Here is a 25,303-nt window from a genome sequence, read left to right as displayed (position 1 = left end):
GTTTTCACGTCTAATGCAACAAACATTGCCGTCAGAGCAGCAATAACCGTATCAGCACAACTGCAAGAAGAACTTGTCCTGTACCGGTCAGCAAACCATACAGCATGGATTTGGGTCCTTCTTTAATCAAATCAGAAAACTTCACCCGCATACCGATTCCCGCCAAAGCAATTACTTCCAACTGGTTGCTGATAGCTTTAGCTGTGTGTGGAATCACTGTCGGCAACACGATAAAGGTAACAAAAAGACTGCAGACAAAGAAAACAATGATAAACCAAGGTATCCCCGCCTGTTTAGTCATATGTTTTTGTTGAGTATTTTTTTCAAATAATGCCTGTCCTTCTGCCAAATTCATCCTTGAAAAGGCAAATGCCACCGCCACTAAAAAGACGACACGCAAAATTTTGAAGATAGTCGCCACCTGAGTCACATCATCGTTTACCAGTTTCCCTGCAGCCACGACCTGTCCGATGGATTGCAAAGTCCCCCCGATCATAGCTCCTGTGGGCAATAACTGATGGTGATAGACCCAGCCGGTTAAAATAGGCAGTACCATCATCAACACCGTGCCGGTCAAATTTACCGTCGTGATGGAAATTCCCTTATCTTTTTCATCTGCTTCAATGATTGGTGCCACAGTCCCGATGGCGGAAGACCCGCACACGGCATTTCCGGCACACATCAACAGTGAAAAAGATTTGTCAAATTGAAGCATCTTTCCCAGTTGGTAAACGAATAAAATCGTCAGCGTCATTTGTGCTGCGATAAATAAAATCCCCTGCCAACCGATAGACATCACGTCTTGCAAATTTAGTGTCAGTCCGGTTAAAGCAATGGATATTTCCAGCAGCTTGCTTTCCGAGAATTTCACGCCTGTGCCCAAGTTAGGATGGACCAGCACCGTATTCCCTAAAACAATGCCCAAAATAATTGCGATGAACGCACTCCCCAGCTGAGGAATGAATTGACCGACAAATTGTGCAACGACAGCAATCAAAAGACAACTAATAAATCCCGGTAAAATTTGTTTTAATTTTTCCACAAAACCCCTTCTTTCATCTCATTCTATTATAGAACAAGACCAAAAAAAATAAACAAAAAATTTATTTTTTTTGCTTATCTTTCTTGTTTCTCTTACAGTCGGACATTTTACTGCTGTCAAAAAAGTTTGACAGGCTATTTCACGCAGTTGCAAAACTTTTTCGATAGACATGCCCTTCTAACATGCTACACTGAAATTAGACACCAAGAGGAGGTTATCATGGACATTGGAAAAAAATTAAAAACTGCCCGTTCGCATTCAGGCATGACACAAGAAGAAGTGGCAGAAAAAATCGGGGTATCAAGACAAACTATCTCAAATTGGGAAAATGAAAAGAATCTTCCTGATATCATGAGTGTCATTTTTCTCAGTGATCTCTATGGTGTCAGTTTGGATGTTTTATTGAAAGGAGATGATAAAATGATGAAACATCTAGATGAAAGTACCAATATCATCAAAAGCAACAAAAAATTGCTGACAGCCCTTGTTTTAAACGTTTTGATGATCCTATTGTTTATCATCTTCAACAGTCCTATTTCTGAAAATAAAACATTACTTTTTATTTGTTTCACCATTATTTTTTTGAACTCAGGAGCTGTATTTTATCAACTGATTAAAAAAATCTAAGGAGGAATACCCATGACATGGTATGAAATCGTTCTGATAGTCTTGATTTTAGGAACTGTCATTTCACTTTGGTATCAAATGTATAAAATGATTGAATTAGATGCAAAAAATAGAGGATTAAAACATCCAAGATTTTGGGCTGTTTTTTCGTCAGGCGGACAAAACGGCAGCGGGCTTCTGCTGTATTTGATTGGCAGAAGAAACTATCCCCTCAACATGGGAACTTCTGATCAAGAATTGATGGATAGAAGGAAAAAAACCACTCTCTCTTTTTTTAGTGCACTGTTGATTATGGGACTATTGCTGATTGCCGACTTTATTTTTATTCGGGGATAAACGGAGCTGCGTTTATATCTACTGGAAAAATTCAACTAATAAATATTTTCAGATTCATCCTTTAAATTTAAACTCATCAAAACGCCATCATAATATTGACCATCTACCAACATAAAATTTTTATACAAACCGTATTCTTTAAATCCAGATTTCTTGTAGAGATGAATGGCTGAAAGATTATCGGTCCGCACTTCTAATTCCAATATTTCTAAATGATTAGACTGGGCATGCCTGATTATCTCGTTCAATAATTGACGTCCTATCCCTTTTCCCCAGTATTTTTCAAAAACTGCCATTCCAAAAGTAGCTCTATGCTGAATTCTTGTTCTGGAAAAAGATTGCAGGTTTGCAGTTGCTATCACCTCTTTATCTTTGATAGCAACTAAAATTATATCACTGGGACTTTCCAGTGATTTTTTCAATATCTTTTCTTCATCATAAAGACTCATATTTAAAATATCATCGGGTGTTACTTGTTTCAGCTGTAACGGTTTTTAAAAAGCTCAAAATCATCGGTGCATCTTCAGGCAATGCTTCTCTAATAACTAATTGTTTAATCGTCATCTTTTCCTCTCCCTTTTAATTTCAAAAAAATTACCACGTTACAGCTCTCCGCCATTCCTCTTGATAACAATACTATGGCATTTTTGTCAACTTGAGCATAACATGTCGTCAAAGTATGCTGCAATAAAAACATTAGTTATTTCAATCACGACTCAAGATAAAAAGATAGTAAAAAACCGCAAAAATCCAGTGTTCGCAACACCAGATTTCATGCGGTTTTACTTTTTATGATTTTGTTCCGATTTTCTTAAATAACGCCTAAATCTATCATGGCATCTGCCACTTTAACGAAACCGCCAATGTTTGCGCCATTGACATAGTTGACTCCTTGATCTGTTTTGCCAAATTCGATACAAGTGTCATGAATCAAGCCCATGATTTCCCGCAATTTTTGATCCACTTCCTCAGCTGACCAGCTGTAGTGCATGCTGTTTTGCGCCATCTCTAAACCAGATACTGCCACACCGCCAGCATTTGCTGCTTTCCCCGGTGCAAACAAAATATCCGCCTCATGGAATAAGTTGATCGCTTTTTCTGTACAAGGCATATTGGCAGCTTCCACCACACAAATCACGCCATTTTTCAATAATTTTGCCGCATCTGTTTCGTCCAACTCATTTTGTCTAGACGTAGGGATTGCGATATCCACAGGAACTTCCCACGGACGTTTGTTTTCAATGTATTGGCAACCGAATTTATCAGCATAATCTTTAATTGGACGGCGGTGAACTACCCATAAGTCTTTCAAGAATGCCAATTTTTCTCCAACGATACCTTCCGGGTCGTAAATATAACCATATTGGTCGGAAGCTGTGACAACTTTTCCACCCATTTCAGCGACTTTTTCTGCGGTAAATGCACCAACATTACCGTAACCTGAAATTGCTACTGTTTTACCTTCCAAAGAATTGCCGATTGTATTCAGCATTTCTTCTGCGAAATATGTGACACCATACCCCGTCGCCTCTGGACGAATCAAGCTGCCTCCCATGGAGAATTTTTTACCGGTCAGCACTCCTGTAAATTCGTTAGTCAAACGTTTATATTGGCCAAACATATAACCTATCTCGCGGTGACCCACACCTATATCACCCGCTGGAATATCTGTGTTCGGACCGATATGGCGGAATAATTCACTCATATAAGATTGGCAAAAACGCATAACCTCTCCATCAGATTTACCTACACAATCAAAATCGGCACCGCCTTTTCCTGCTCCCAATGGAAGTGTGGTTAAACCGTTTTTGAAAATCATTTCGAAACCTAAAAATTTAACGGTTCCTAAAGTCACGTCAGGCGCAAAACGTATGCCGCCTTTGTAAGGCCCGATGGCACTGTTGAATTCCACTCGCCATCCCCGGTTCACTTGGACCACACCTTGGTCGTCTACCCAAGGCACACGGAACATAATTGTTCTTTCAGGTTCCACTAATCTTTCCAGCAAACTATTTTCCGCATATCTTGGATTTTTTTCAATAAATGGGGCGATCGAATACAACACTTCACGCACCGACTGATGGAACTCTACCTCATAAGGATTTTTTTCAACCAAGTTTTCCATGAATTTTTCCACATTTAACACCATAACATACCTCCATTTGTACGTTCGAAAATAAGCAAAACTTCTCCTTGAAAATCAAAAAGCATCTCCCGTTTATTTAAGAAACGGTAAATGATCGCTCCTCCAATCCCCCAGAAAATCTAACTACCTTTTTTTCTTTGATTATTCTGCCTGACAAGCAGGTTAATGTATCGAATAAGAGATTTTATGTCGTATCCTTTAAGAGCTAAAACTTCAGGAATTTTTAGTATTACTTATTTTGACTATTTCTTGCCATTATACCCTATTTTTCACAAAATAAAACAACTAAAAAATAATTTTAAAAAAATAAGTCTATTTATTTTGATATTAATTTAGTTTAATATTTTCAATCCGTGGCCTTGTTCTTTGAAGTTGAGTCAAAAATAATGACCGGGTAAACACGGAAAAATGAATCTCTGTGTTTGACCGGTCACTTTTTAAAAATATGATTTGTCAAATTAGCTTGTAATAAATATTTCCTTGCACATCACAAAAAACATCCCTTTAAACATCTGATGCTTCAACAGTTTTTGCGCATGCATTTATTGAGAATTTTTTGATATCAACACATTTTTTCCATTTAAATGTGCATTTAAAAAAATCTGTTGTTTATTTCAGCGGAAATAACTGATCTAACATTACCAGGACTCCGTCATCATCATTTGACGGACAAACATAATCCGCAACCGTCTTAACATTATCTGGCGCGTTAGCCATAGCGTAGCCGATACCGCAGTATCCCAACATCTCCAAATCATTTCCCCCATCACCGAAAGCCACACATTGTTCAGGAGTAATTCCCCAACGCTGAATTAATCTTTTCAAGCCTGATGCTTTATGGCAACCGGGGATAATCAAATCAACTGAGCCATGTCCACTGCTGGTAGGAACTAGCAACCCGTTTAATTCATCGCGAAACACATCGCAGTAATACTCTGTTTCTTCCACTGGAACTGTGGGAGCAAATTTCAAAATCTGGTCTTCGACTCGTGAAAAATCATCCACCCATTTTAATTTGTGATAGTAGATGTTTGTCATCTTAAAAAAATCCTCGCTCACGGTCCCCCGTTCACAATAGGCACTATTCAGCCCGCACATAACATTTTTTACTTGAGGATATCTTTTGCACAACTCTAAAACGGATAAAACCGTCTGCTGAGGAATATCCGCTGTAAAAACGAGCTCTTCCTTATCCTTCACGAAAGCACCGTTTTCAGCTACAAAACTCAGCTCATTGTAGTAATCAGGAAAAAGAGAACGCAGTTGGTAATACTGATTGCCACTGGCAACGACAAATTGACACCCCGCCTTTTGCATCCTAGACAAAACAGACTTAAATCTTTCAATGTCATAGGTATAATCACTGCGGGCAAAGGTTCCATCCACATCTACTGCAACCAACTTAATATTGTGTGGATTAGCACTCATTACAACCTCTCCATTCTATATCAATATTTATGTAAATCAGGGGAACTGTTAACCCCCCTTGATTTGGATTTAATGACTATTTACTCCTACTCTAAGTTTATCCTACTTGGTGAGGATTTTGAAATAATTATAGAAATTAGTTTTCTCTGATGATTACTAATTCTATCGTTACTAGCATCTTGAAATTTTTGATATATTTCCACACAGATGGCTGCTATTTCCCACAAATTGATTTTCTATTTGACGACACAATCATTCCCTTTGTATTTTAAAAATCTCTTTGTCTCAAAGTAGAGACAAAAGAGATTTTTTATACTATTTCAGAATGATGGTGCCAACAGGCTGTTTTGAATCTACAAGATTTGTTGAAGAAAAATCAAATTCCTGAACGATTTCAGAGTTTGTGATTGCAACCACAACATCTGTTTTTTTACCAAGCTCAATCACTTTTTGTATATCCATCGTGGCAATCGGTGTACCTGCAAGTACTTTATCCCCTTCTTTTATCAAAACATCAAATGGTTTTCCTTCTAGAGCAACTGTGTCCAGTCCCATATGAACCAGCACCTCTACACCATTATCCGCCTGTAACCCGATGGCGTGTTTTGTTTGGAAAATACTGACAATGGTTCCGTCAATTGGAGAGTAAATCGTCGGGGCAGCCGGTATCACAGCGAATCCGTCTCCCATCATTTTCTGAGCAAATACAGGGTCATCAACTTTCTCAATGGGGATAAGCTCTCCTTTTGCCGGAGAATAAAAATTTAATGTTTTTGAGATTTCTTGATTGATAGTATTGCTGTTTTCTTTTGTTGCTTCCACACTTATTGCATCATCAACCCGTGCTTCTAAAGGCTCAACTTTATTCAAGAAAGACACTTTCCTCAGGACAAAGGTCAATATAAAGGTCACTGATATTGAAATCGCCATTGCAATAAATACCGTCGGCCATTTTTGGAATGGAAATGATAAAAACCCTGGAAGTCCGCCAACACCCACACTAAGCGCTTGCGTGTTGGTGACAGTAATAAACATGGAACCACATGCTGAACCAATCATAGCTGCGACAAAAGGATAAACATATTTCAAGTTAATCCCAAACATCGCCGGTTCAGTAACACCCAAATACGCAGAAATCGTAGCAGGAATAGAAATTTGCTCTTCTTTTTTATTACCTCGGTGTAAGAAATAAATAGCTAAAACAGCTGAACCTTGGGCAATATTTGAAATGAATACCATCGGCCACCAACTCGTCGTACCAAAATCTGCAATTAGCTGGTAGTCAATTGCAAGTGTGGTGTGATGTAATCCGGTAATAACCAAAGGCGCATAGAGTGCACCAAAGATAAAGCTGAACAGCCAGTTGACAGAAGAGGACAAACCAAAGTTAACGATATTTGAAATCCAGCCGCCAATCGTCCAGCCAATAGGTCCTAGTAGAACGTGGGCAGCAATAATAGTTGGAATCAATGAAAACAATGGAACAAAAATCATGGAAACAGCTTCTGGAATTCGTTTTCTAAAGAATTTTTCAAGATATACCAACATAAAACCAGCCAGCATAGCTGGAATCACTTGGGCCTGATAGCCAATCTTATCAATTTGCATAAAACCAAAATCCCAGAAAGGAATATCAGCCGCTGCAGTAGAACCGACAGAATAAGCATTTAATAATTGCGGTGAAACTAAAGTAATCCCTAAAACAATCCCTAAAATTTGCGTGGTCTTCATTCTTCTTGTGATACTCCATGTGATACCTACAGGAAGAAAATGGAAAATCGCTTCGCCAGGCAACCAAAGAAATTCATTGACGCCGTTCCAAAAAACTGAATTTGCAGCAATCGTGCCCCCACCAAAATCTACAGCTTCTAAAATATTTCTGAACCCGAGGATAAGCCCCCCGATAATAATCGCAGGCAGGATTGGGGTGAAAATTTCTGCCAGCACTCCTACAACCCGCTGGACTGGATTTTGATTTTGCTTTGCAATCGATTTGCTTTGTTCCTTTGAAACACCTTCAATGCCCGATACCGCTACAAAGTCATTGTAAAAAACAGAAACTTCATTCCCGATGATAATCTGAAATTGACCGGCATTAGTAAACATGCCCTTAACACTGGAAATATTTTCGATTTCCTTTTCATTAGCTTTATCCGGATCATTTAAAACAAAACGCATTCTTGTGGCACAATGTGTCACAGCGGCCACATTTTCCTTTCCACCAATATTTTCCAACAGTTTCTCAGCATCTTTTTGGAACTTGCCCATAAAAAAACCTCCTTCAACTTGTATATATATGTTCGAGATATTGCAATGATACAATAAAAACAAACAGATTGCAAACGGTTTTATTAAAAAATTAAAAATATTAAGTTGTTTTTTTACAAAAATTTATTTATATTTCATTTTCAAGTACTAATCATAGATTATATTTAGTCCTTGTAGTTATTCATGAGATAGTTTATAATTTACCATGTATATACAAGACTGGAGGAGTAGAAATGTTTTTGGAAATACACGTAACAGAAAATGAATATAAACTCACCGTGAATCATAGCAAGTTTTCTATTGACAAAATGGATTGCTTAGACGATCTATTAGCTTTGAAAAAAAAGCTGTCAGAATATGAGTTAACCGGTGGAATTATTTCTAGTGATGGTGAAATAATTATTTCAGATGACAGCAGTCTGTATGAGTTGTCTGATTGGTTGACTGAAGAACTAAATATTCCATTTGTTTACGGCACTCTGGATGCGTACAAACAAAATGTTGAAACGAAAAAATGGGCTATTGCTTACCACGGGTTTGAACCAGGAAAAAACGAATATTCTCATGAGTCTCTTCTTACTGTAGGGAACGGTTTTATCGGTCTTAGGGGAACAACACCTGAAATGGAGATATCAAACGAGACTTATCCGGCTACTTATCTCGCCGGTTTGTACAATACTGCCGTCTCGAATGTTAATGGCAGGGACATTTACAATGAAGATTTTGTGAATGCTCCAAATATGCAAAAAATGTATCTGGTGGTTGATGGTGAGAAGGTTGATTTTGCCAAATGCTCTATCCTCTATTTCAAACGGAATTTAAATTTAAAACATGGATTGTTTCAAGCATGGTATGAATTGGAAACAAATCTTGGGAAAAGAATTAAATTTGAATTTGAAAAATTTGTGAGTATGTATGATAGAAGCCAATATAATTTGAGCTACTCGTTTACACCGGTCAATTTTTCAGGCGAAATAGAATTAGTTATTTGTTCAGATGGTGATGTCTACAATTATAATGTCGAAAGATATAGAAAACTTACGAACCGACATTTGGATGAAATCAATTATTTAGTGAATGATAAAAAAGTCATCTTGTCATGTAAGACAAAGCAGTCGAAAATTATGATTCGTCAGAGTTCCATAATCGACAGCGATACAATCGACTTGTCGAATCTTGCAATTGAGAGAAATCCAAAAAATGTGAAACAAATCGTTTCTCTTAATGTGATTCAAGGAACAACTTATCAAATTGAACGTGTCGTAAACGTTGAACAGTTTCGCAAAGAAGAGGAAGTCCCTGACAAAACGCTGGAAGATGTGACTTTTAAAAGTTTTAAAACTAGTTTTGCTCAATCCGCGGAAGAATGGGATAAACTGTGGAATGAATCAGCAATTAAAGTCGAAGGCGACTTCATGTCGCAAAAATTGCTCAATTTGCACACCTATCATCTATTGGTTTCTGCTTCTCCTAATGGCAATAAGGATAGTGATGTTTCAGTGACCGCAAGGGGTTTGCACGGGGAAGCATATCGGGGACATATTTTTTGGGACGAGCTGTTCATTCTCCCCTTTTATATCATCCACTTTCCAGAGACTGCGAAAGAATTATTGCTTTACAGATACCGCAGACTTGGGTCGGCAAAAAGGGCGGCGGAAAAGGAAGGTCATAAAGGGGCGATGTTCCCTTGGCAATCTGGTTTAGACGGCAGCGAGCAATCACAAGTGCTTCATTTGAACCCCATCAGCGGTGAGTGGAAAGAAGATCACAGTCGCTTGCAAAGACATGTTTCTTTGGCAATCGCCTACAACGTTTGGCTATATTGGAACAACACAAAAGATATTGAATTTTTGAGTCAATACGGATTGGAGCTGCTGTTAGAAATCGCCCATTTTTGGGAGGGTCTGGCTAAATGGGATGAATCTGAACAGCGCTACTTCATTGAAGGTGTCATGGGACCGGATGAATTCCACGAAAGTTACCCATGGTCTGAAAAAGGCGGATTCAAAAATAATGCCTACACAAACATGATGGTTATTTGGTTATTTGAGGAAATCTCAAAAATACGGCAAGAAATAAGTGAACAGATTTTTTCAGAAGTTCAGGCAAAGGTTAAAATAGACCCAGCTACTTTTGAAAGGATGGAGGACATCCAACATCTGTTAGGGTTGGAAATAGATAATGCCGGAGTCATTGCCCAGTATCAAGATTATTTCAAATTAAAAGAAATCGACTTTGATTACTACAAAAAGAAATATGGCAATATTTACCGAATGGACAGAATTTTGAATGCCGAAGGAAAAAATGCAGATGATTATCAGGTTGCTAAACAAGCTGACAGCCTGATGATTTTCTATAATCTTTCGAAAAAACAAGTGGACACAATTCTAGAGGATTTGAACTACAATTTACCCGAGGATTATGTTAAGAGAAATCTTGATTACTATTTGGCAAGAACTTCTCATGGCTCCACTTTGTCGCGCATCGTACACGCACAACTTGCGGCAATGATCGATGAAAAAGAAATGGCGTGGAATTTATACAAAGAAGCCTTGTATTCCGATTATCGTGATATCCAAGGAGGCACAACGGCAGAAGGTATTCACGCAGGAGTAATGGCAGCCACCTTATTTATTCCGCTGACTACTTTTGCCGGTTTAGATATTCGAAAAGATATTGTAAGCTTTGCACCTGACTTGCCGAAACATTGGAAATCGATTGAATTTTTTATCAAAATCAGATCTGTTAAGTACAAAATAAAAGTCACCCATGAAGAAATTGCTATTACGGCAGAAGATGGGGCAATAATAGAAGTGAATGATAAAAAAATCAATCTTGAGCAAGGAAAAGAAAAAAGGATCGCCTATTAGGAGGGAAAAAATTTGAAAGGATTTATTTTTGATTTAGACGGTGTCATAACGGATACCGCAAAATATCATTACCAAGCATGGAAACAGCTTGGGGAGCAAATAAATATTGTCATCGATGAAAAGTTTAATGAACAGTTAAAAGGCATCAGCCGGATGGACTCTTTAAATCTGATTTTAGCATTGGGAAACAAGGAAACTGAATATTCTCCTATCGAAAAGAAACAAATGGCTGCTGAAAAAAATACCTATTATCTCGAACTTTTGCAAGAGCTGGGTCCTGATGATATATTGCCCGGAGTAAAAGAATTCTTGATAGAAGCAAAAAAAAGAAACATCCCTTGTGTGATTGCTTCTGCTTCAAAAAATGCTCCTCTTATTTTGAAAAAATTAGGGGTTAGCGACTATTTTGAAGCAATTGTTGATCCGGCATCTTTAGCAAAAGGAAAACCGGACCCTGAGATTTTTGAACGTGCTGCTCAATTAATCGGAATCAAGCCAACTGAAGGCATCGGATTCGAAGACGCACAAGCCGGTATTGATGGTATCAAAGCTTGCGGCATGTACGCAGTGGGCATAGAAGTCGATAGTCCGCTGATGGGAGCAGATATTTCTGTCAATAGTTTTTGCGAACTCAACATTGATGAACTATTAGAAATCCAGCAAAATCGGTCTGCAAAATTTTAAATAACTAAAAAAGAGCGTTGGAGAAATTTCTCCAACGCTCTTATATTTTTCTTCTCCGGGCAAAATCGACGAAACGGAATTTATCCAATTTATGAATCGACTCTGTATACTCAAAGCACCTTGTGTCAGAAAGATAAACCAAACTTTTCACCGTGACCACATGGTTGTCATCCAGCGTCAGTTCAAGCAAATCCCGCACTTCCTTTGATGCTTTTTCTACCGTGATTTCTTTTTGCGCATAGGATATTTCCAGTCCCAAGTCAATTTCCAAAAAATCATACAATGATTCGGAGACTTTTTTTTCAGGTAAAACCGGAATAATACTTGCATCCAAATAGTCAATATCGATAATCGAAGGTTCTCCATTGATGGTTCTAGTTCTGACTAGTTTCCAGGCTTCTGACGCAACCGGCCAGCCTGTTTTTTCACTTAAAAATGGGGACACAGCCACCTTTTTTATTTCAATAACTTTTGTCTGACTGTCAATTTTTTGACTCTCTTTCAGTTCTTTAAAACTGGTCAAACCAGAAATCGGAAAATCAAAGCGATGCAAATCTAAAACGATTGATCCCTTTCCTTGTTTTTTTTGAATCAATCCAGTGTTAATTAAAAGGTTTAAAGCTTTCCTTATTGTCTCTCTGGAAACACTGTACATTTCTGCCAACTGCTTTTCGCTAGGAAGTAACGTATTGGACGGATATTCACCACTTAGAATTTTCTTTTCCAAATCAGCATAGATTTCTTTGAATTTATTCATTGATAAATCTCCTTCTTAATAATATAGCGATGAAAACCACTCGTTCTGAATACAAAATGATGAATTTATGGTTGCAGCAAGAATTATACGTCAACGGCAATAACCGCCTGATTTAAAATTGATAAACACTTATAGACTCACATTTGTCTCTTCAAATAGCACGTACATTATATTATACCATAACAGACTTTTTTATTTTTCTGACTAATATCAGCCATCAGTAAATAGAAAAAGAACGGGTAAATTCTTCAAAAAATTATTATCCCTGAGCAAGCTGCTGCTTCACCAAATAAACAGCCCCAATCATCCCCGCATCATTTTTCAGTTTTGCCGGTTTGATTTCTCCGATTGTTTTGTCAAGCAAAAAGGATATACTGCCATGACGCTTGGCCAACTCCAACGTTTTTTCCTGCAACCCGGTCATAAATTCTTCGTTGGCACTAATCCCACCGCCGATTAAAATCACTTCGGGGTCAAACGCACTAAGCAGACTTAACAAACCAGAAGCCAGCTCTTCATAATATCGTGCCAAAATTCGTTTAGCCAATGCTTCTCCATTTTCAGCACGTTGAAAAATCTCCTTAGCTCCCAATGTTTCTTCAATTTCCGGAGACTCACTTTTTCTGGCAGCATTATACAAACGACTGAGTCCGCCCACTACTGCTCCCCGCAGATTAAGGGAAGATTTTTCTATATTGCCGGTCGCAGGCAGTTCTTTGATCGTCATATAACCAAATTCCCCCGCCATCCCGTGCGCCCCGCGGTAGACTTCTCCGTTGATAACAATCCCGCCGCCGACTCCGGTCCCTAGCACGATACACAAATAATTGTCGATATCTTGTGCTGCACCTAACCATTTTTCAGCGATTGCCGCAGCATTGGCATCATTTTCCACCTCAGTCGGCAATTCTGTTCTTTTTTCTATTTCCTCTTTCAAATTTGTTTCATACAACGAGCGTATTGCTCCTGCTGTCGTCATGAAACCATCTTTTTGAATAATCCCCGGCGCACTCACACCAACGCCCTTGATGTCGGGATATTTCTGCTGATAGTTTTTTGTGATACTAGCTATATCCTGAAGCAATGATTCTTTTTCGCGATTGGTGTCCACCATGGATTTTTCAACGATTTCCCCATCCTCTGTCAAAACACCATATTTAATTGTCGTACCGCCGATATCAAAACCGATATACATTTTTCTTCCTCTTTCGTCTATGAATTTTACACTTTATCTACAAAATAATGACTGTCCTCTTTATACTTTGCCAAAGCTTTTTCCCAAACAGCCACAGCGTCCATCACGCAGCAATTCGCCTGAAGAACTTTTCCGCACTGATAATCTGACGGTGATAAAACATTTAGTACCCGGTCGTAGCGTTGCTCAAAACCGGAAAAATCATGGCGCAAAACATTCATAATCATAGTTTTGTTTCCCGGCAAGGTGATTTCATAGTCGAAATTACCGCGAAATAAATAATCCGGGAGAACCATTTCCTCCACACCATGAAGGCTAGTATTCCTTTCCAGCGGAGCACCCAGCATCACTATTTTACCTCCCCGGCGGTAAACTTCTCTAAACGGGGAATTAGGGCCCACAGGAGAAAAATCCTTGTAGTGATGTTTTGTGATTTCTTCAGCATCTTTTCCCCAAGCTGTCACACTATGGGTAGGGTGGACACTGCGGAAAACTCCTTCTGACTTTCTCATAAACTCGGGCAGAATACCGATACAGGACGGCGTTTGTTCCAGATCAAACTTTCGGTTCTCAAGGCTGACATTTTCATAGCTCAGCGCAGGCAGCAGCAGCGTACCGTTTTTCACAGTCTCTTTCAGAGCTGCAATGACTGCTGCCGGTCCCCCTTCGATTGTTTCCCTTCCTTTCAAAGCATTATAAGAAGAGTGAACGACGATCGTATCGTCCTCTCTGATACCCAATGCTCGTAAATCCTCAATGATTTTGCTTGCTTCCATCTCTGCTAACTCCTCAATTAGTCTTCTATCAGACATTACTTGTTAAGAAGAGTGTATCTTGTTTTCTCTCTCTCCGCAATCGGTGAATGAAAAGTCATAAAAAAGCTCTCCTGAAATGAGTAAAAAATACATTTCAAACCTTTATCACTTTCATTTGAATCGTTGGAGAAAATAAAAGAGCATTCACTGTCCGATGGCATGGAAGAAAATCAATAGACAACGACAAGGTCCGTGTGTTCCCATCACCAAGAACAGTCACAATAATTCAATATTATTTATATCATAAAGAAGACAAGAAAACTTACCGCCTGAGGATTAAGAAACAAATTACTCTGATTTCAAAATTTGTTCACCAAAATAAAAAAAGACAACTACTTTTTTAGTAGTTGCCTTTTTTTCCTGTGTCTCTTAACTTACAATTTTTTTGTAAGTCTTAGTTTATATTTTATAGTTGACTGCTTCTTACATCATACCCATCATATTAGGGTCCATGCCTGGTGCTCCGCCAGCTGGTGCTTCAGGTGCCGGCTTGTCAGCAATCACAGCTTCAGTTGTCAAAATCAGTGAAGCAACGCTTGCCGCATTTTGAAGGGCTGAGCGTGTCACTTTTGTAGGGTCTACGATTCCTGCGTCAATCATGTTGACCCATTCGCCGGTAGCAGCGTTAAACCCTGTGCCCGGTTCAGCATTTTTCATCTTATCAACAACTACAGAACCTTCTACTCCTGCATTGTCAGCAATTTGACGAACAGGCTCTTCCAAAGCACGCAACACGATGTTCACACCTGTCAGTTCATCGCCTTCAGCATCGACAGCTGCCACCTTATCAAGCACATTGATTAAAGCAGTACCCCCGCCGGAAACAATTCCTTCTTCCACTGCCGCACGAGTCGCATTCAAAGCATCTTCAATACGCAGTTTTAATTCTTTCAATTCAGTTTCAGTTGCTGCACCCACTTTGATAACAGCTACACCGCCTGAAAGTTTTGCCAACCGTTCTTGCAGTTTTTCACGGTCGAAATCAGAAGTAGTATCTGCTACTTGTGAACGGATCAATGCCACACGCTCAGCGATTGCGTCAGTCGTGCCGCCGCCTTCTACGATAGTTGTATTGTCTTTGTCCACCACAACTTTTTTCGCTGTTCCCAGTGACTCAATCTTAGTGTCTTTCAATTCCAGTCCTAAATCTTCAGTAATCACTGTACCGCCTGTTAAGATAGCAATATCTTCCAACATTGCTTTGCGGCGGTCGCCGAATCCTGGAGCTTTAACTGCAGCCACATTAAATGTACCGCGGATTTTATTTAGAACGAGTGTCGGCAATGCTTCGCCGTCCACATCGTCAGCGATAATCAATAACGGTTTGCCTTCTTGCAAAATTTGCTCTAACAACGGCAAAATATCTTGAATGTTAGAGATTTTTTTGTCTGTGATCAAAATGTAAGGATCTTCTAGGACTGCTTCCATTTTATCGTTGTCAGTCACCATGTATTGAGACAGATAACCGCGGTCAAACTGCATCCCTTCCACGACATCAAGCTCTGTTTCGATTCCTTTAGATTCTTCAATCGTGATGACACCGTCATTGCCAACTTTTTCCATCGCATCGGAAACGTACTCACCGATTGTTTCAGAACCGGAAGATACTGCCGCCACTTGTGCGATAGATTCTTTTGTTTCTACTTGTTTGGAAATTTCGTACAGACCTTCAACAGCTGCTTTAGTTGCCAACTCGATTCCGCGGCGGATACCTACAGGGTTAGCCCCGGCTGTAACGTTTTTCAAGCCTTCACGGACGATAGCACTTGTCAACACAGTTGCTGTTGTTGTTCCATCTCCTGCAATATCATTTGTTTTAGAAGCCACTTCTGAAACTAATTGTGCTCCCATATTTTCAAAATGGTCTTCCAATTCGATTTCTTTAGCGATTGTCACACCGTCATTTGTAATCAATGGTGAACCAAAAGATTTTTCTAAAACCACATTACGACCTTTTGGCCCTAATGTTACTTTTACTACATCTGCAAGAGAGTCAATCCCTCTTACCATTGCTTCCCGTGCATCTCTGCTGAATTTAATATCTTTTGCCATGTCTTTTTATGCTTCCTTTCAAGTTTTATTCTACGATAGCGATAATATCTTTTTCATGAACGATCAGGTATTCTTCACCTGCGTGAGTAATCTCTGAACCTGAATATTTTTCAAAAACAACTTGATCGCCGACTTTAACTGACATCGGTAATTTTTCTCCATTGTCTAACGTACGACCGTCACCAACAGCCAGCACTTTCCCGACTTGTGGTTTTTCTTTAGCTGCTGAAGTTAAGACCAAACCTCCTGCAGTCACTTCTTCCTCTTGAGCTACATCAATAATGACACGATCTCCTAATGGTTTTAACAACTTAAATCCCTCCATCAATTTTCTTTTTTAGCACTCTTGAACTTCAAGTGCTAACTCACATTTATTATGATACTCATTCTTGAAGATTTTTGCAAGTATTATCCTAAGTTTCAACAAAAAATACACAAAGAAAAAAACTCCTCCTGAGATAGGAGAAGTTCCAAATCAAGTGTTATCAAGCTCTCGCTCATTTTTTAATCCGTGTAATGATTCAAAAAATAAATCAACGTTTGCAGTTCATTCGTCAAGTCGATACTTTGAACGTGAACATTGCTAGGTGTATTCAATCGGACACGGGTAAAATTCATGATACCGCGAATCCCTGCCTCGTATAATTTATTTGCAACATCTTGAGCATTTTCTGAAGGAATCGTTAAAATCGCCACTTCAATCTGCTGCTGCCGGATTTGCTCTGCCATGTCTTCCATCGGATAAACAGGAATACCGTCCACAATCCGTCCCACCAAATCTTCCTTCACATCAAAGGCGGCACTGATCCGGATATTATTGTTTTGATGAAAACCATATTTAAGCAAAGCACTCCCCAGATTCCCGACCCCGATTAATGCCACATTAGTCAGACGGTCCTCTGTCAACATGCGTCCAAAAAATTCAAGCAGACTTTCCACATCGTAGCCATATCCCCGTTTGCCTAATTCTCCAAAGTAGGAAAAATCACGGCGAATGGTGGCACTGTCCACCTTCACTGCTTCACTAAGTTCTGTTGAAGAAATTTTTGTTTTTCCGGAATCAAACAAAACTTTCAAATAACGATAATATAAAGGCAACCTTTTCGCCGTCGCCCTTGGAATCGGTTTATTCTTCATACTGCATTTATTCCTTTCTAACATTAGCTTGTTCTATTACTCACATTAACATCATATCAATAAAAGTTTACTTTGTGCAATTTTTCTGTTTGAAAACCGATATTTCAAAGCTTTTTTCATTTCTCTCTTCCCTTTATGATATGATAAACTTAATTTATCATGTTTTTTAGGAGAAAACCGTTATGATTTTATTACAAGGAAACAATATTGCTCGTTTTTTCGGAGCAGATATTTTATTTCAACACATTCACATCGAAATCAAAGACAACAGCCGGATTGGTTTAGTCGGAAGAAATGGTGCCGGCAAATCCACCTTATTGAAAATTTTAGCAGACATTGAATCCCCGGATGAAGGTCAAGTGACGAAAATACGAGGACTGACTCTAGGATATCTGGCACAAAATACCGGATTCACTTCTGAAAAGACCATCTGGGAAGCGATGCGGGACTCTTTCACTCATCTTATACAGATGGAAGAAAAAATCAGACAATTAGAACTGGATATCAGCCGCCATACTTCCGGCCAAGACTCGGCTGAGTTTCAAAAAAAATTAAAAGATTATGACCAGCTGCAGCATGATTTTCAGCAGCAAAATGGGTACATGTATGAAACAGAAATCAAGACCGTATTGAATGGTTTTCAATTTGATGAAAGCTACTACGGACGTAAGGTCAACAGTCTGTCAGGCGGACAAAAAACCCGTCTAGCATTGGCAAAATTATTGCTGGAACGGCCCCAACTGCTGATTCTTGACGAGCCTACCAACCACTTGGATATCGACACTCTTTCCTGGTTGGAAAACTATTTGCAAAATTATCGGGGAGCCTTGCTCATCGTCTCTCATGACCGCTATTTTTTAGATAAAATCGTCACAGAAGTTTATGAGTTGAGCCGCAGCCAGATTACTTATTACAAAGGAAACTATACGACTTATCTTGACATCAAGGAACAACGTTTGACATCAGAGTGGAAAGCTTATGAAAAACAGCAAGAAGAAATCCATAAATTAGAAGATTTTGTGGCAAGAAACATCGTTAGGGCAAGCACCACGAAACGGGCTCAAAGCAGACGCAAACAACTGGAAAAAATGGACAGGCTGGAAAAACCGGTGGGAGATGAAAAATCGGCACATTTTAACTTTTCCATTGAAAAAAAATCAGGCAATGTGGTCCTGCAAGTCGAAAAAGCGGCTATCGGTTACGATGGACAAGTGCTGGCCAAGCCAATCGAGTTAGACATCCGCCGGCAAGAAGCTGTTGCTTTGGTAGGCCCTAATGGTATCGGCAAATCAACCTTGCTAAAATCCATCATAAAAGAGCATCCTCTGATTGAAGGGCAGATTGCCACTGGAACTAATGTCATGATTGGATACTACGATCAGGAGCAAAGTAATTTGCGCTCTAATAAAACAGTACTTCAAGAGTTATGGGACGAACATCCTACCACTCCAGAAAAAGATATCCGTTCCATTCTCGGCAGTTTCCTTTTTTCCGGGGATGATGTCAGCAAAACCGTTCCTTTTCTCAGCGGCGGAGAAAAAGCACGGCTGGCATTGGCTAAATTATCCATGAAAAAGCATAATTTTCTGATACTTGACGAGCCCACGAACCATCTGGATATCGACAGCAAAGAAGTTTTGGAAAATGCTTTGATTGAATTTGAGGGAACAATTCTGTTCGTTTCCCATGACCGCTATTTTATCAATCGCATCGCCACTAAAGTCGTAGAATTATCTGAAAAAGGGTCTCAGGAATTTTTAGGTGATTATGATTATTATGTGGCAAAAAAGGCAGAGCTGGAAGAATTGGCACGGATGAAAGCCGAGGAAGCCTATGCTACACAGGGAGTGTCAGAAACACATACGCAAACAACAAACCAAAAAGAATATTACCGCTCCAAAGAAATACAAAAAGAAATCAGAAAACTGGAACGGCAAGTCCGCAGTGCCGAAGAACAGCTGGAAAAAATTGAAAAAGAAATTGAAGAGATTCATGAACGGATGACACTGCCTCAGATTCTCACCAACCATATCGAGTTAGCCAATCTTCAAAAAGAAGTTGATGCACTGGAAGAAGAACAGCTGAAAGTCATGGAAGAGTGGGAAGAAAGCAGTACGAAACTGGAAAAAGCAACTTAAAAAAAAACGGCAGAATGCGCAACGCATTCTGCCGTTTTTTGATAACTAATCAATCCATGGATTGTTTGCTTTTAGCAACCAATTCCTGCATCTTTTGATAAATCACATCTACCTCTGCCAAATCTCTTGCCGAAGCACCGCTTGCCAGCGGATGTCCTCCGCCGTGATGTTCTCTGGCAAGTCCATTGATGGTCGGTCCTTTCGAGCGCATCCTTACGCGGTAAAATCCTTTTTCTTGTTCCACGAACAATGCCCACATCACAACCTTGTCAATATTTCCGGGAATCGGAATCAAACCTGCTGTATCCCCGTCAGCCACATGATATTTTTTCAACAGCTCGTAGGGAAGTATGACCCGTGCTACACCGTTGTCATCGCACTCGATATTTTCCAGCATATATCCCATTAGTCTGGCTACTTTCCACGGGATTTCCGAAATTTGCCGGTTGATTAAAGCAGCATCAAAGGGATATTTTCTTAACTCAGAGGCTACCTGAAATGTATGGCTGGTAGTCGAAGGATATAAAAACCTTCCCGTATCTCCAACGATTCCGGCATAAAGCAGTCTGGCAGCGTCCTCTGTCATTACCAGTTCATCAGAAAAAGAACTATAAAAGTCATAAATGATTTCGCTGCAGCTACTCGCTTCAGTCGAAATCCACATGATATCACCATAAGGTTCGTCATTTGGATGATGGTCGATTTTTATCAGCTTATCACCTAAACCATAACGCTTATCTGAGATTCTTGGTGCATTTGCCGTGTCTGTCACAATGACTAGCGCTCCCTGATAAATCTCATCAGCAATAATATCCATACGCCCCATATAACTCAAGGATCTTTCTTCATCGCCGACACAATAAATTGTTTTTCCCGGGAAAGAAGCACGCAGTATGGCCGCCAATCCCAACTGGGAACCCAAGGCATCCGGATCAGGGCGTTCATGACGGTGAATGATAATTTTTTTATATGCTTTTATTTCTCCCAAAATTTCCCTCTGCTGACTCATTTTCCTGCCCACTTTCTATGATTTACCCATCAATTGACAAACAACGATGGCTTTCGCAACAATCGTGTTGTCCAGTTTGACTTCTACATCTAGTTTCGCTGATCTGCGGCCAATCTCTAAAATTTTAGGGACAATTTCGATTTGGCTTTCGATTTGAATGACTTTAAAATAGTACAGCGAAACTTGTTCGATAACGATATTTCTTTTTTCTTGTTTATGCATCACCCGTCTGACTGAACTGGTGATGATTTCACTCAAGACCCCATAAGATAATGTCCCAATATTATCCACCATCTGAGGTGAAATAACAACACTCAAAATAAAATTGTTTTTATCTTCCGTATCAACCTCAGTGATTGCTTCAGAAATTTGATCCGGCATGGTATTGGCTACTTGCGGCTGACGCTGTGCCATCTGCATGGCCCTCATCACATCTCTTCGAGAGATAATACCAATCAATGTTAAATCATCTTCCACTACAGGCATCATTTCCAGTCCGTCCCAAATCATCAAATGCCCCACGCTGGCAACGCTCATGTGAAGTTTAACATTAGTGGTTTCCTTCGTCATGACTTTTTCGATGCCTTGTTTTGCCTGCCGTCCGATCACATCTTTTGAAGTGACCACACCTAAAACCCGCATATTTTTATTTACCACAGGAAAACGGGAATGTCCGGTCTCAAGAGATTTTTTTTCGTAATCTGCAACTGTATCAGTATGGTATAAATAATCCGTCAAACTTAACTTTGTATAAATGTCTCCTACCAGCAAAATTTCTTTGCGGATCATTTGATCGCTGATAGCCCGATTAATCAAACTAGCTACGGTAAAAGTATCATAAGAAGTCCCTAGCACGGGCATTTTCACTTCATCTGCCAATTTTTTCGTTTCTTCTGAAATTGAGAAGCCCCCAGTCACCAACACAGCGGCATCTCTTTTCAGTGCTAGCTCCTGAACTTCTTTCCTGTTCCCCACAATCATCAGTGAGCCTGATGAAATGTACGGCTCCATCGCTTCTGGTGTCATGGCTCCGATGATAAATTTCACCAAAGGTTTATCCAGCCCTTCACTTCCTCCTAAAACCGTACCTTCAATGATTTTAACCAGCTCATTAAACGTCAGTTTTTCAATCGTCCCCTGGGTCTTTTGTTCAATCCGGATCGTACCCACCCGCTCGATTGTAGAAACCAGTCCTTCATTTTCTGCTGCCTTAATCGCTCGGTAAGCCGTCCCCTCACTGACACCCAAATTTTTAGCAATGCCGCGAACCGATATCCGTTCCCCAACAGGCAGGCTTTCAACATAAGCTAAAATTTGATCGTGCTTCGTACTCATAGACTTCCTCCTTTTTCTCCCTTAAATTATTTCCGTTCATGTCTCGAAGTTCTTAACAGTCTCTTTCCTCTAATGATAAAAAGTATAACAGTTTTCACCTTAGTGTACCACAACAGTTTATTAAAAATAAATAAATAAAGACGAAGCCCAAAGTCTATAAATAGAAAAAACCACGGAATCATTTAGCTAAAGCAATGATTTCGTGGCTTTCTTGATATTTACTGTTATTTCAAATTTAAAACGGCTGAAAAGTCTGCCTCTTAGATTTTTATCCGCGTCTTCTCTGGCTTGATTCCATGATGACGGGTAAAATCACTGGCCGGCGTTTCGTTTGTTCAAACAAATAGCGGCTCAATTCGTCTCGTATGCTCTGTTTCAGTTTGCTCCATTCAAAATCATTGTCTACTAAATTTTCCTCGACAATTTTTTCGACAATTTTAGCACTCTCTGACAACAATTCACGACTCTCGCGAACATAGACAAACCCGCGCGAAGTTATTTGCGGTTTTGAAACGATTTTTCTGGTTTTTCGATTGATTGTAGCGACAGCGATAAACACACCATCTTCTGATAATACGCGGCGGTCACGCAGAACAATGTTGCCGATGTCTCCCACGCCGATACCGTCCACCATAATATTTTGAGCCTCAACCGTTCCCGCCATGTGCATTCGTTTTCCGTCAAACTCTAACACATCGCCGCGGCCGGTAAGGAAAATATTTTTATAAGGAATGCCCACTTCATGAGCCAAGTCAGCATGGGCAGCCAAGGTCCGGTATTCCCCTTGAATAGGGATAAAATATTTTGGTTTCATAAGATTTAGCATCAACTGCAAATCGTCAGGACTGGCATGGCCAGAAACTTTAATGTTGTCGGAAATCGTCCGCACAGTTCCCCCTGCCCGGTAAATCATGTCCTCTGTTTTTGCCATTTCTGTCTCCATGGCTGTGGATGGCGTCGTGGTAATGTAGATTAAGTCCCCTTCTCCAATCGTCAACCCCCGTCCACGACCGGAAGCCATTCTTTGCAGAGATTTAATCGGTTCCCCCATCCGGCCGGTTTCTAAGATCAACAATTCTTCTGGAGCATATTTTTTCACGTCATGGTATTTAATTATCAAATCTTTGCTGGGCAGCTTTAATTTATTCACCCGAATAGCCACATCGATGATTTCATTCAAATCACGACCCGTCAGCAATACTTTCCGGTTGGAACGATGTGCCGCATCTAGAATCTGCTGAATCCTTTGAATGTTGCTGGCGACAGCCGCCACAATAATCCTGCCTTCCCAGTAACGCAGCGTGTCAAAGACCTCTTCAGCGATTTTCTTCTCCGATGCGATAGGTGCAGGCTTCTCGGCACTGGAAGAATCGCTTAACAAAGCAAAGACTCCCTCTTTACCAATTTCAGCCAACCGGGAAAAATCAGTGCGGTACATAGGGATAGCGCTATGATCAAATTTAAAATCTCCCGTGTAGACAATGTTGCCTTCCTTGCTGCTCAATACGATTCCGACAGAATCCGGAATAATATGAGTTGTGCGGAAAAAGCTGACAGTGCTTTTAGTAAAATCAATCTCAGTAAATTCATCAATCACATGAAAATCATTGAAATGTTTCGATGCCGGGTAATCGGCTGTGTAAAGTTTAGCCAGCTCGATGGTCAGCTCTGTACCAAAAACCGGCAAGCTGACTGCTTCCAACAAGTACGGCAGTGCACCGACCCCGTCTGCATGTCCATGGGTCAGAAAAATTCCCACGATCCGGTCTTTATTTTCTAATAAATAGGAAAAATCCGGTATGACCGCGTCAATACCTAATAAATCATTTTCCGGGTACTGCAAACCGCAGTCCAGAATGTAAATTTCTTCCTCCACTTCGACCACGTACATATTTTTCCCATTTTCACGTACGCCGCCAAAGGGGATAATTTTTATTGAACTCAAATTCTTCACCTCTTCAAATATTAATAAACTTTAATATGCATAAGAAAAAAACGTTAAAATAACGAAAGAAAAAGCAATTTTTTAAAAAATAATTTCTATCGAATGAAATTATTTTTCGCAAAAGCTTTTTACCCATTCATTGAAGCCTTCATCTTTCTTTCCAAATCTTTCATTGCCAGTCCTAAAATTTATCTATTACATTTTAACACACTCTTGTAAAAATAGCTTGTCTTTCCAACCGGATAAATTTTTGTCTCAAATTCCTGCATTGACAGCATTTTTCAGACTTGCTATAGTGAACACATCTTAAAAACTAGAAAGAAGGACAATAAACAAATGGCACAAGTAGAAAGTTTTTTATTAGACCATCATAAAGTTAACGCACCTTATGTCCGTTTAGCCGGCACCGAAACTCAAGAAGGTGTGAAGATTCAAAAATACGACTTGCGTTTCCTTCAACCCAATACTGATGCCCTTCCCACAGGCGCTCTCCATACATTTGAACATTTATTAGCCACTTGGATGCGTGACGAATTAACGGGCATCATTGATATTTCACCCATGGGCTGTCGGACTGGCTTTTACATGATCATGTGGGGCGAACAAGATATCAAAGACATCCGTGATGCTTTGAAAATAGTTTTGGAAAAAGTCGTCACAGCAACAACGATTCCTGCGGTGACTGCGAAAGAGTGCGGAAATTATAAAGATCATTCCTTATTTGGCGCACAAGAATACGCAAAGCTCATCTTAGCACAGGGAATTAGTTTAGATCCTTTCGAACGTGTCCTGTAATATCAGCTGGAGCCCTCAAGTTTCCCGCCATAAGGTCAATGGGAGATTTTCAATAATTTTAAGGAGTTGCTGTTATGACGATTGAGGAAATAAAAGCGCTGATAAACAGCGGTGCGCCTTACGATGATGCAGGCGAAGAAGTGGCAAGACTACGAAATAACGCCATCCGGGAATGCCGGAGATATAATTTTCTGGTGAATTCGGAAAACCGGTATGACATGGCTATTTTAGAAAAAATATTGAAAGAAATTGGGACAGATGTTTATATCGAACCAAATTTTTTCTGTGAGTTTGGTTTTAATATCTCCATCGGAAACCACGTCTATATCAACCATGATATGGTGATTCTGGATTGCAATGAAGTAACTATCGGGGATAATGTCTATATCGGTCCGAAAGTAGGTTTGTACGGAGCGAACCATGCTGAAGACCCCATAGAGCGGACGGAACTTAATATTGTTTATTCCAAACCTATCCACATCGGTGATAAAGTCTGGCTGGGCGGCGGCACCAGCGTCCTGCAAGGGGTTACCATCGGTAAAAACAGCATCATTGGTGCGGGGAGCGTGGTGACTAAAGATATCCCTCCAAATGTCATCGCTGCCGGAAACCCATGTAAGGCAATCCGTCCGATAAAACAAACCGACCGAACAAAACATCAGATAAAAACAAATCTCTCTGTCAATTAAATATTAAGCCTGGAGATCAGTTTCTCAATCAAAAC

The 25,303-nt window shown here is 39.9% G+C and carries 21 protein-coding genes; 7 read left to right on the top strand and 14 right to left on the bottom strand.

The genetic code is table 11. The features are described from left to right. Nucleotides 1-31: 31 nt before the first annotated feature. Nucleotides 32-1,042 (bottom strand): YeiH family protein, encoded by a 1,011-nt coding sequence (locus AC4PHI_RS02175; protein WP_492200691.1) that lies wholly within the window; start codon nucleotides 1,040-1,042, stop codon nucleotides 32-34. Between the two features lie 219 nt (nucleotides 1,043-1,261). Between AC4PHI_RS02175 and AC4PHI_RS02170 the strand changes: the two genes are divergently transcribed. Beyond that, complete coding sequence (locus tag AC4PHI_RS02170) at nucleotides 1,262-1,669, top strand: helix-turn-helix domain-containing protein (protein ID WP_492200690.1); 408 nt, start codon at nucleotides 1,262-1,264, stop codon at nucleotides 1,667-1,669. 12 nt (nucleotides 1,670-1,681) lie between these two features. Further along, on the top strand, nucleotides 1,682-2,005 hold the full coding sequence (locus AC4PHI_RS02165; RefSeq protein WP_492200689.1) for a hypothetical protein: 324 nt from the start codon (nucleotides 1,682-1,684) through the stop codon (nucleotides 2,003-2,005). A gap of 35 nt (nucleotides 2,006-2,040) precedes the next feature. On the opposite strand, the gene AC4PHI_RS02160 is transcribed toward AC4PHI_RS02165, so the two are convergent. The 4 genes from AC4PHI_RS02160 to treP form a co-directional block, all read right to left on the bottom strand. Then, nucleotides 2,041-2,427 carry a GNAT family N-acetyltransferase gene (locus AC4PHI_RS02160; RefSeq protein ID WP_492200688.1) on the bottom strand — a complete coding sequence of 129 codons (387 nt, stop codon included), beginning with the start codon at nucleotides 2,425-2,427 and terminating at the stop codon, nucleotides 2,041-2,043. A gap of 389 nt (nucleotides 2,428-2,816) precedes the next feature. After that, nucleotides 2,817-4,154, bottom strand: a complete 1,338-nt coding sequence (gene gdhA / locus AC4PHI_RS02155; protein WP_492200687.1) for an NADP-specific glutamate dehydrogenase — start codon at nucleotides 4,152-4,154, stop codon at nucleotides 2,817-2,819. A 606-nt stretch (nucleotides 4,155-4,760) separates the two neighbouring features. Then, nucleotides 4,761-5,579 carry a Cof-type HAD-IIB family hydrolase gene (locus tag AC4PHI_RS02150; RefSeq protein ID WP_492200686.1) on the bottom strand — a complete coding sequence of 273 codons (819 nt, stop codon included), beginning with the start codon at nucleotides 5,577-5,579 and terminating at the stop codon, nucleotides 4,761-4,763. 315 nt (nucleotides 5,580-5,894) lie between these two features. Beyond that, complete coding sequence (gene treP / locus AC4PHI_RS02145; RefSeq protein ID WP_492200685.1) at nucleotides 5,895-7,847, bottom strand: PTS system trehalose-specific EIIBC component; 1,953 nt, start codon at nucleotides 7,845-7,847, stop codon at nucleotides 5,895-5,897. A gap of 233 nt (nucleotides 7,848-8,080) precedes the next feature. Here treP and AC4PHI_RS02140 point away from each other — a divergent pair, with 233 nt between their 5' ends. Then, entirely contained in the window at nucleotides 8,081-10,717 is a 2,637-nt protein-coding gene (locus AC4PHI_RS02140; protein ID WP_492200684.1) for a glycoside hydrolase family 65 protein, read from the top strand. A gap of 12 nt (nucleotides 10,718-10,729) precedes the next feature. Then, the gene (pgmB, locus tag AC4PHI_RS02135; protein ID WP_492200683.1) at nucleotides 10,730-11,401 is read left to right on the top strand and encodes a beta-phosphoglucomutase; all 672 of its coding nucleotides are present in this window, start codon (nucleotides 10,730-10,732) and stop codon (nucleotides 11,399-11,401) included. Nucleotides 11,402-11,441: 40 nt separating this feature from the next. Here the strand turns inward: pgmB and treR are convergent, their stop codons facing one another. From treR to AC4PHI_RS02105, 6 genes are all read right to left on the bottom strand, one after another. Next, nucleotides 11,442-12,158 (bottom strand): trehalose operon repressor, encoded by a 717-nt coding sequence (gene treR / locus AC4PHI_RS02130; RefSeq protein ID WP_492200682.1) that lies wholly within the window; start codon nucleotides 12,156-12,158, stop codon nucleotides 11,442-11,444. A 259-nt stretch (nucleotides 12,159-12,417) separates the two neighbouring features. Then, complete coding sequence (locus AC4PHI_RS02125; RefSeq protein ID WP_492200681.1) at nucleotides 12,418-13,353, bottom strand: ROK family protein; 936 nt, start codon at nucleotides 13,351-13,353, stop codon at nucleotides 12,418-12,420. 26 nt (nucleotides 13,354-13,379) lie between these two features. Continuing rightward, nucleotides 13,380-14,129 carry an AAC(3) family N-acetyltransferase gene (locus AC4PHI_RS02120; protein WP_492200680.1) on the bottom strand — a complete coding sequence of 250 codons (750 nt, stop codon included), beginning with the start codon at nucleotides 14,127-14,129 and terminating at the stop codon, nucleotides 13,380-13,382. 462 nt (nucleotides 14,130-14,591) lie between these two features. After that, nucleotides 14,592-16,220 carry a chaperonin GroEL gene (gene groL / locus AC4PHI_RS02115; protein ID WP_492200679.1) on the bottom strand — a complete coding sequence of 543 codons (1,629 nt, stop codon included), beginning with the start codon at nucleotides 16,218-16,220 and terminating at the stop codon, nucleotides 14,592-14,594. Between the two features lie 25 nt (nucleotides 16,221-16,245). Next, nucleotides 16,246-16,530 (bottom strand): co-chaperone GroES, encoded by a 285-nt coding sequence (groES, locus tag AC4PHI_RS02110; protein ID WP_492200678.1) that lies wholly within the window; start codon nucleotides 16,528-16,530, stop codon nucleotides 16,246-16,248. Between the two features lie 194 nt (nucleotides 16,531-16,724). Further along, nucleotides 16,725-17,357 (bottom strand): redox-sensing transcriptional repressor Rex, encoded by a 633-nt coding sequence (locus AC4PHI_RS02105; RefSeq protein ID WP_492200677.1) that lies wholly within the window; start codon nucleotides 17,355-17,357, stop codon nucleotides 16,725-16,727. 182 nt (nucleotides 17,358-17,539) lie between these two features. On the opposite strand from AC4PHI_RS02105, the gene AC4PHI_RS02100 reads away from it, so the two are divergent. Beyond that, nucleotides 17,540-19,495, top strand: coding sequence for an ABC-F family ATP-binding cassette domain-containing protein (locus tag AC4PHI_RS02100; protein ID WP_492200676.1), 1,956 nt, complete (start codon nucleotides 17,540-17,542; stop codon nucleotides 19,493-19,495). Between the two features lie 49 nt (nucleotides 19,496-19,544). Here AC4PHI_RS02100 and AC4PHI_RS02095 read toward each other — a convergent pair whose 3' ends face one another. The 3 genes from AC4PHI_RS02095 to AC4PHI_RS02085 form a co-directional block, all read right to left on the bottom strand. Beyond that, on the bottom strand, nucleotides 19,545-20,504 hold the full coding sequence (locus AC4PHI_RS02095; RefSeq protein WP_492200675.1) for a DHH family phosphoesterase: 960 nt from the start codon (nucleotides 20,502-20,504) through the stop codon (nucleotides 19,545-19,547). 15 nt (nucleotides 20,505-20,519) lie between these two features. After that, a complete protein-coding gene (locus AC4PHI_RS02090; protein WP_492200674.1) occupies nucleotides 20,520-21,839 on the bottom strand; it encodes a DRTGG domain-containing protein in 1,320 nt (439 codons plus the stop codon). Between the two features lie 268 nt (nucleotides 21,840-22,107). Then, nucleotides 22,108-23,784 carry a ribonuclease J gene (locus tag AC4PHI_RS02085; protein WP_492200673.1) on the bottom strand — a complete coding sequence of 559 codons (1,677 nt, stop codon included), beginning with the start codon at nucleotides 23,782-23,784 and terminating at the stop codon, nucleotides 22,108-22,110. 336 nt (nucleotides 23,785-24,120) lie between these two features. Between AC4PHI_RS02085 and AC4PHI_RS02080 the strand changes: the two genes are divergently transcribed. Both AC4PHI_RS02080 and AC4PHI_RS02075 read left to right on the top strand, forming a co-directional pair. Continuing rightward, nucleotides 24,121-24,579, top strand: coding sequence for an S-ribosylhomocysteine lyase (locus tag AC4PHI_RS02080; RefSeq protein WP_492200672.1), 459 nt, complete (start codon nucleotides 24,121-24,123; stop codon nucleotides 24,577-24,579). Nucleotides 24,580-24,653: 74 nt separating this feature from the next. Beyond that, a complete protein-coding gene (locus AC4PHI_RS02075; RefSeq protein WP_492200671.1) occupies nucleotides 24,654-25,268 on the top strand; it encodes a sugar O-acetyltransferase in 615 nt (204 codons plus the stop codon). Nucleotides 25,269-25,303 lie beyond the last annotated feature (35 nt).

The sequence above is a fragment of the Vagococcus sp. QWL-13 genome (assembly GCF_058683555.1).
Note: the sequence above shows the minus strand (reverse complement) of the source record. Positions and strands in the feature narration are given on the sequence as shown.

Excerpts from the sequence above, each read along its gene's own strand:
- AC4PHI_RS02165 (WP_492200689.1), top strand. The coding sequence starts at position 1,682 with ATGACATGGTATGAAATCGTTCTGATAGTCTTGATTTTAGGAACTGTC.
- AC4PHI_RS02090 (WP_492200674.1), bottom strand. The coding sequence starts at position 21,839 with ATGAGTACGAAGCACGATCAAATTTTAGCTTATGTTGAAAGCCTGCCT.
- AC4PHI_RS02095 (WP_492200675.1), bottom strand. The coding sequence starts at position 20,504 with ATGAGTCAGCAGAGGGAAATTTTGGGAGAAATAAAAGCATATAAAAAA.
- AC4PHI_RS02140 (WP_492200684.1), top strand. The coding sequence starts at position 8,081 with ATGTTTTTGGAAATACACGTAACAGAAAATGAATATAAACTCACCGTG.
- treP (WP_492200685.1), bottom strand. The coding sequence starts at position 7,847 with ATGGGCAAGTTCCAAAAAGATGCTGAGAAACTGTTGGAAAATATTGGT.
- AC4PHI_RS02075 (WP_492200671.1), top strand. The coding sequence starts at position 24,654 with ATGACGATTGAGGAAATAAAAGCGCTGATAAACAGCGGTGCGCCTTAC.
- gdhA (WP_492200687.1), bottom strand. The coding sequence starts at position 4,154 with ATGGTGTTAAATGTGGAAAAATTCATGGAAAACTTGGTTGAAAAAAAT.
- treR (WP_492200682.1), bottom strand. The coding sequence starts at position 12,158 with ATGAATAAATTCAAAGAAATCTATGCTGATTTGGAAAAGAAAATTCTA.
- AC4PHI_RS02150 (WP_492200686.1), bottom strand. The coding sequence starts at position 5,579 with ATGAGTGCTAATCCACACAATATTAAGTTGGTTGCAGTAGATGTGGAT.
- AC4PHI_RS02100 (WP_492200676.1), top strand. The coding sequence starts at position 17,540 with ATGATTTTATTACAAGGAAACAATATTGCTCGTTTTTTCGGAGCAGAT.
- AC4PHI_RS02080 (WP_492200672.1), top strand. The coding sequence starts at position 24,121 with ATGGCACAAGTAGAAAGTTTTTTATTAGACCATCATAAAGTTAACGCA.
- AC4PHI_RS02170 (WP_492200690.1), top strand. The coding sequence starts at position 1,262 with ATGGACATTGGAAAAAAATTAAAAACTGCCCGTTCGCATTCAGGCATG.
- AC4PHI_RS02120 (WP_492200680.1), bottom strand. The coding sequence starts at position 14,129 with ATGGAAGCAAGCAAAATCATTGAGGATTTACGAGCATTGGGTATCAGA.
- groL (WP_492200679.1), bottom strand. The coding sequence starts at position 16,220 with ATGGCAAAAGATATTAAATTCAGCAGAGATGCACGGGAAGCAATGGTA.
- AC4PHI_RS02125 (WP_492200681.1), bottom strand. The coding sequence starts at position 13,353 with ATGTATATCGGTTTTGATATCGGCGGTACGACAATTAAATATGGTGTT.
- AC4PHI_RS02105 (WP_492200677.1), bottom strand. The coding sequence starts at position 17,357 with ATGAAGAATAAACCGATTCCAAGGGCGACGGCGAAAAGGTTGCCTTTA.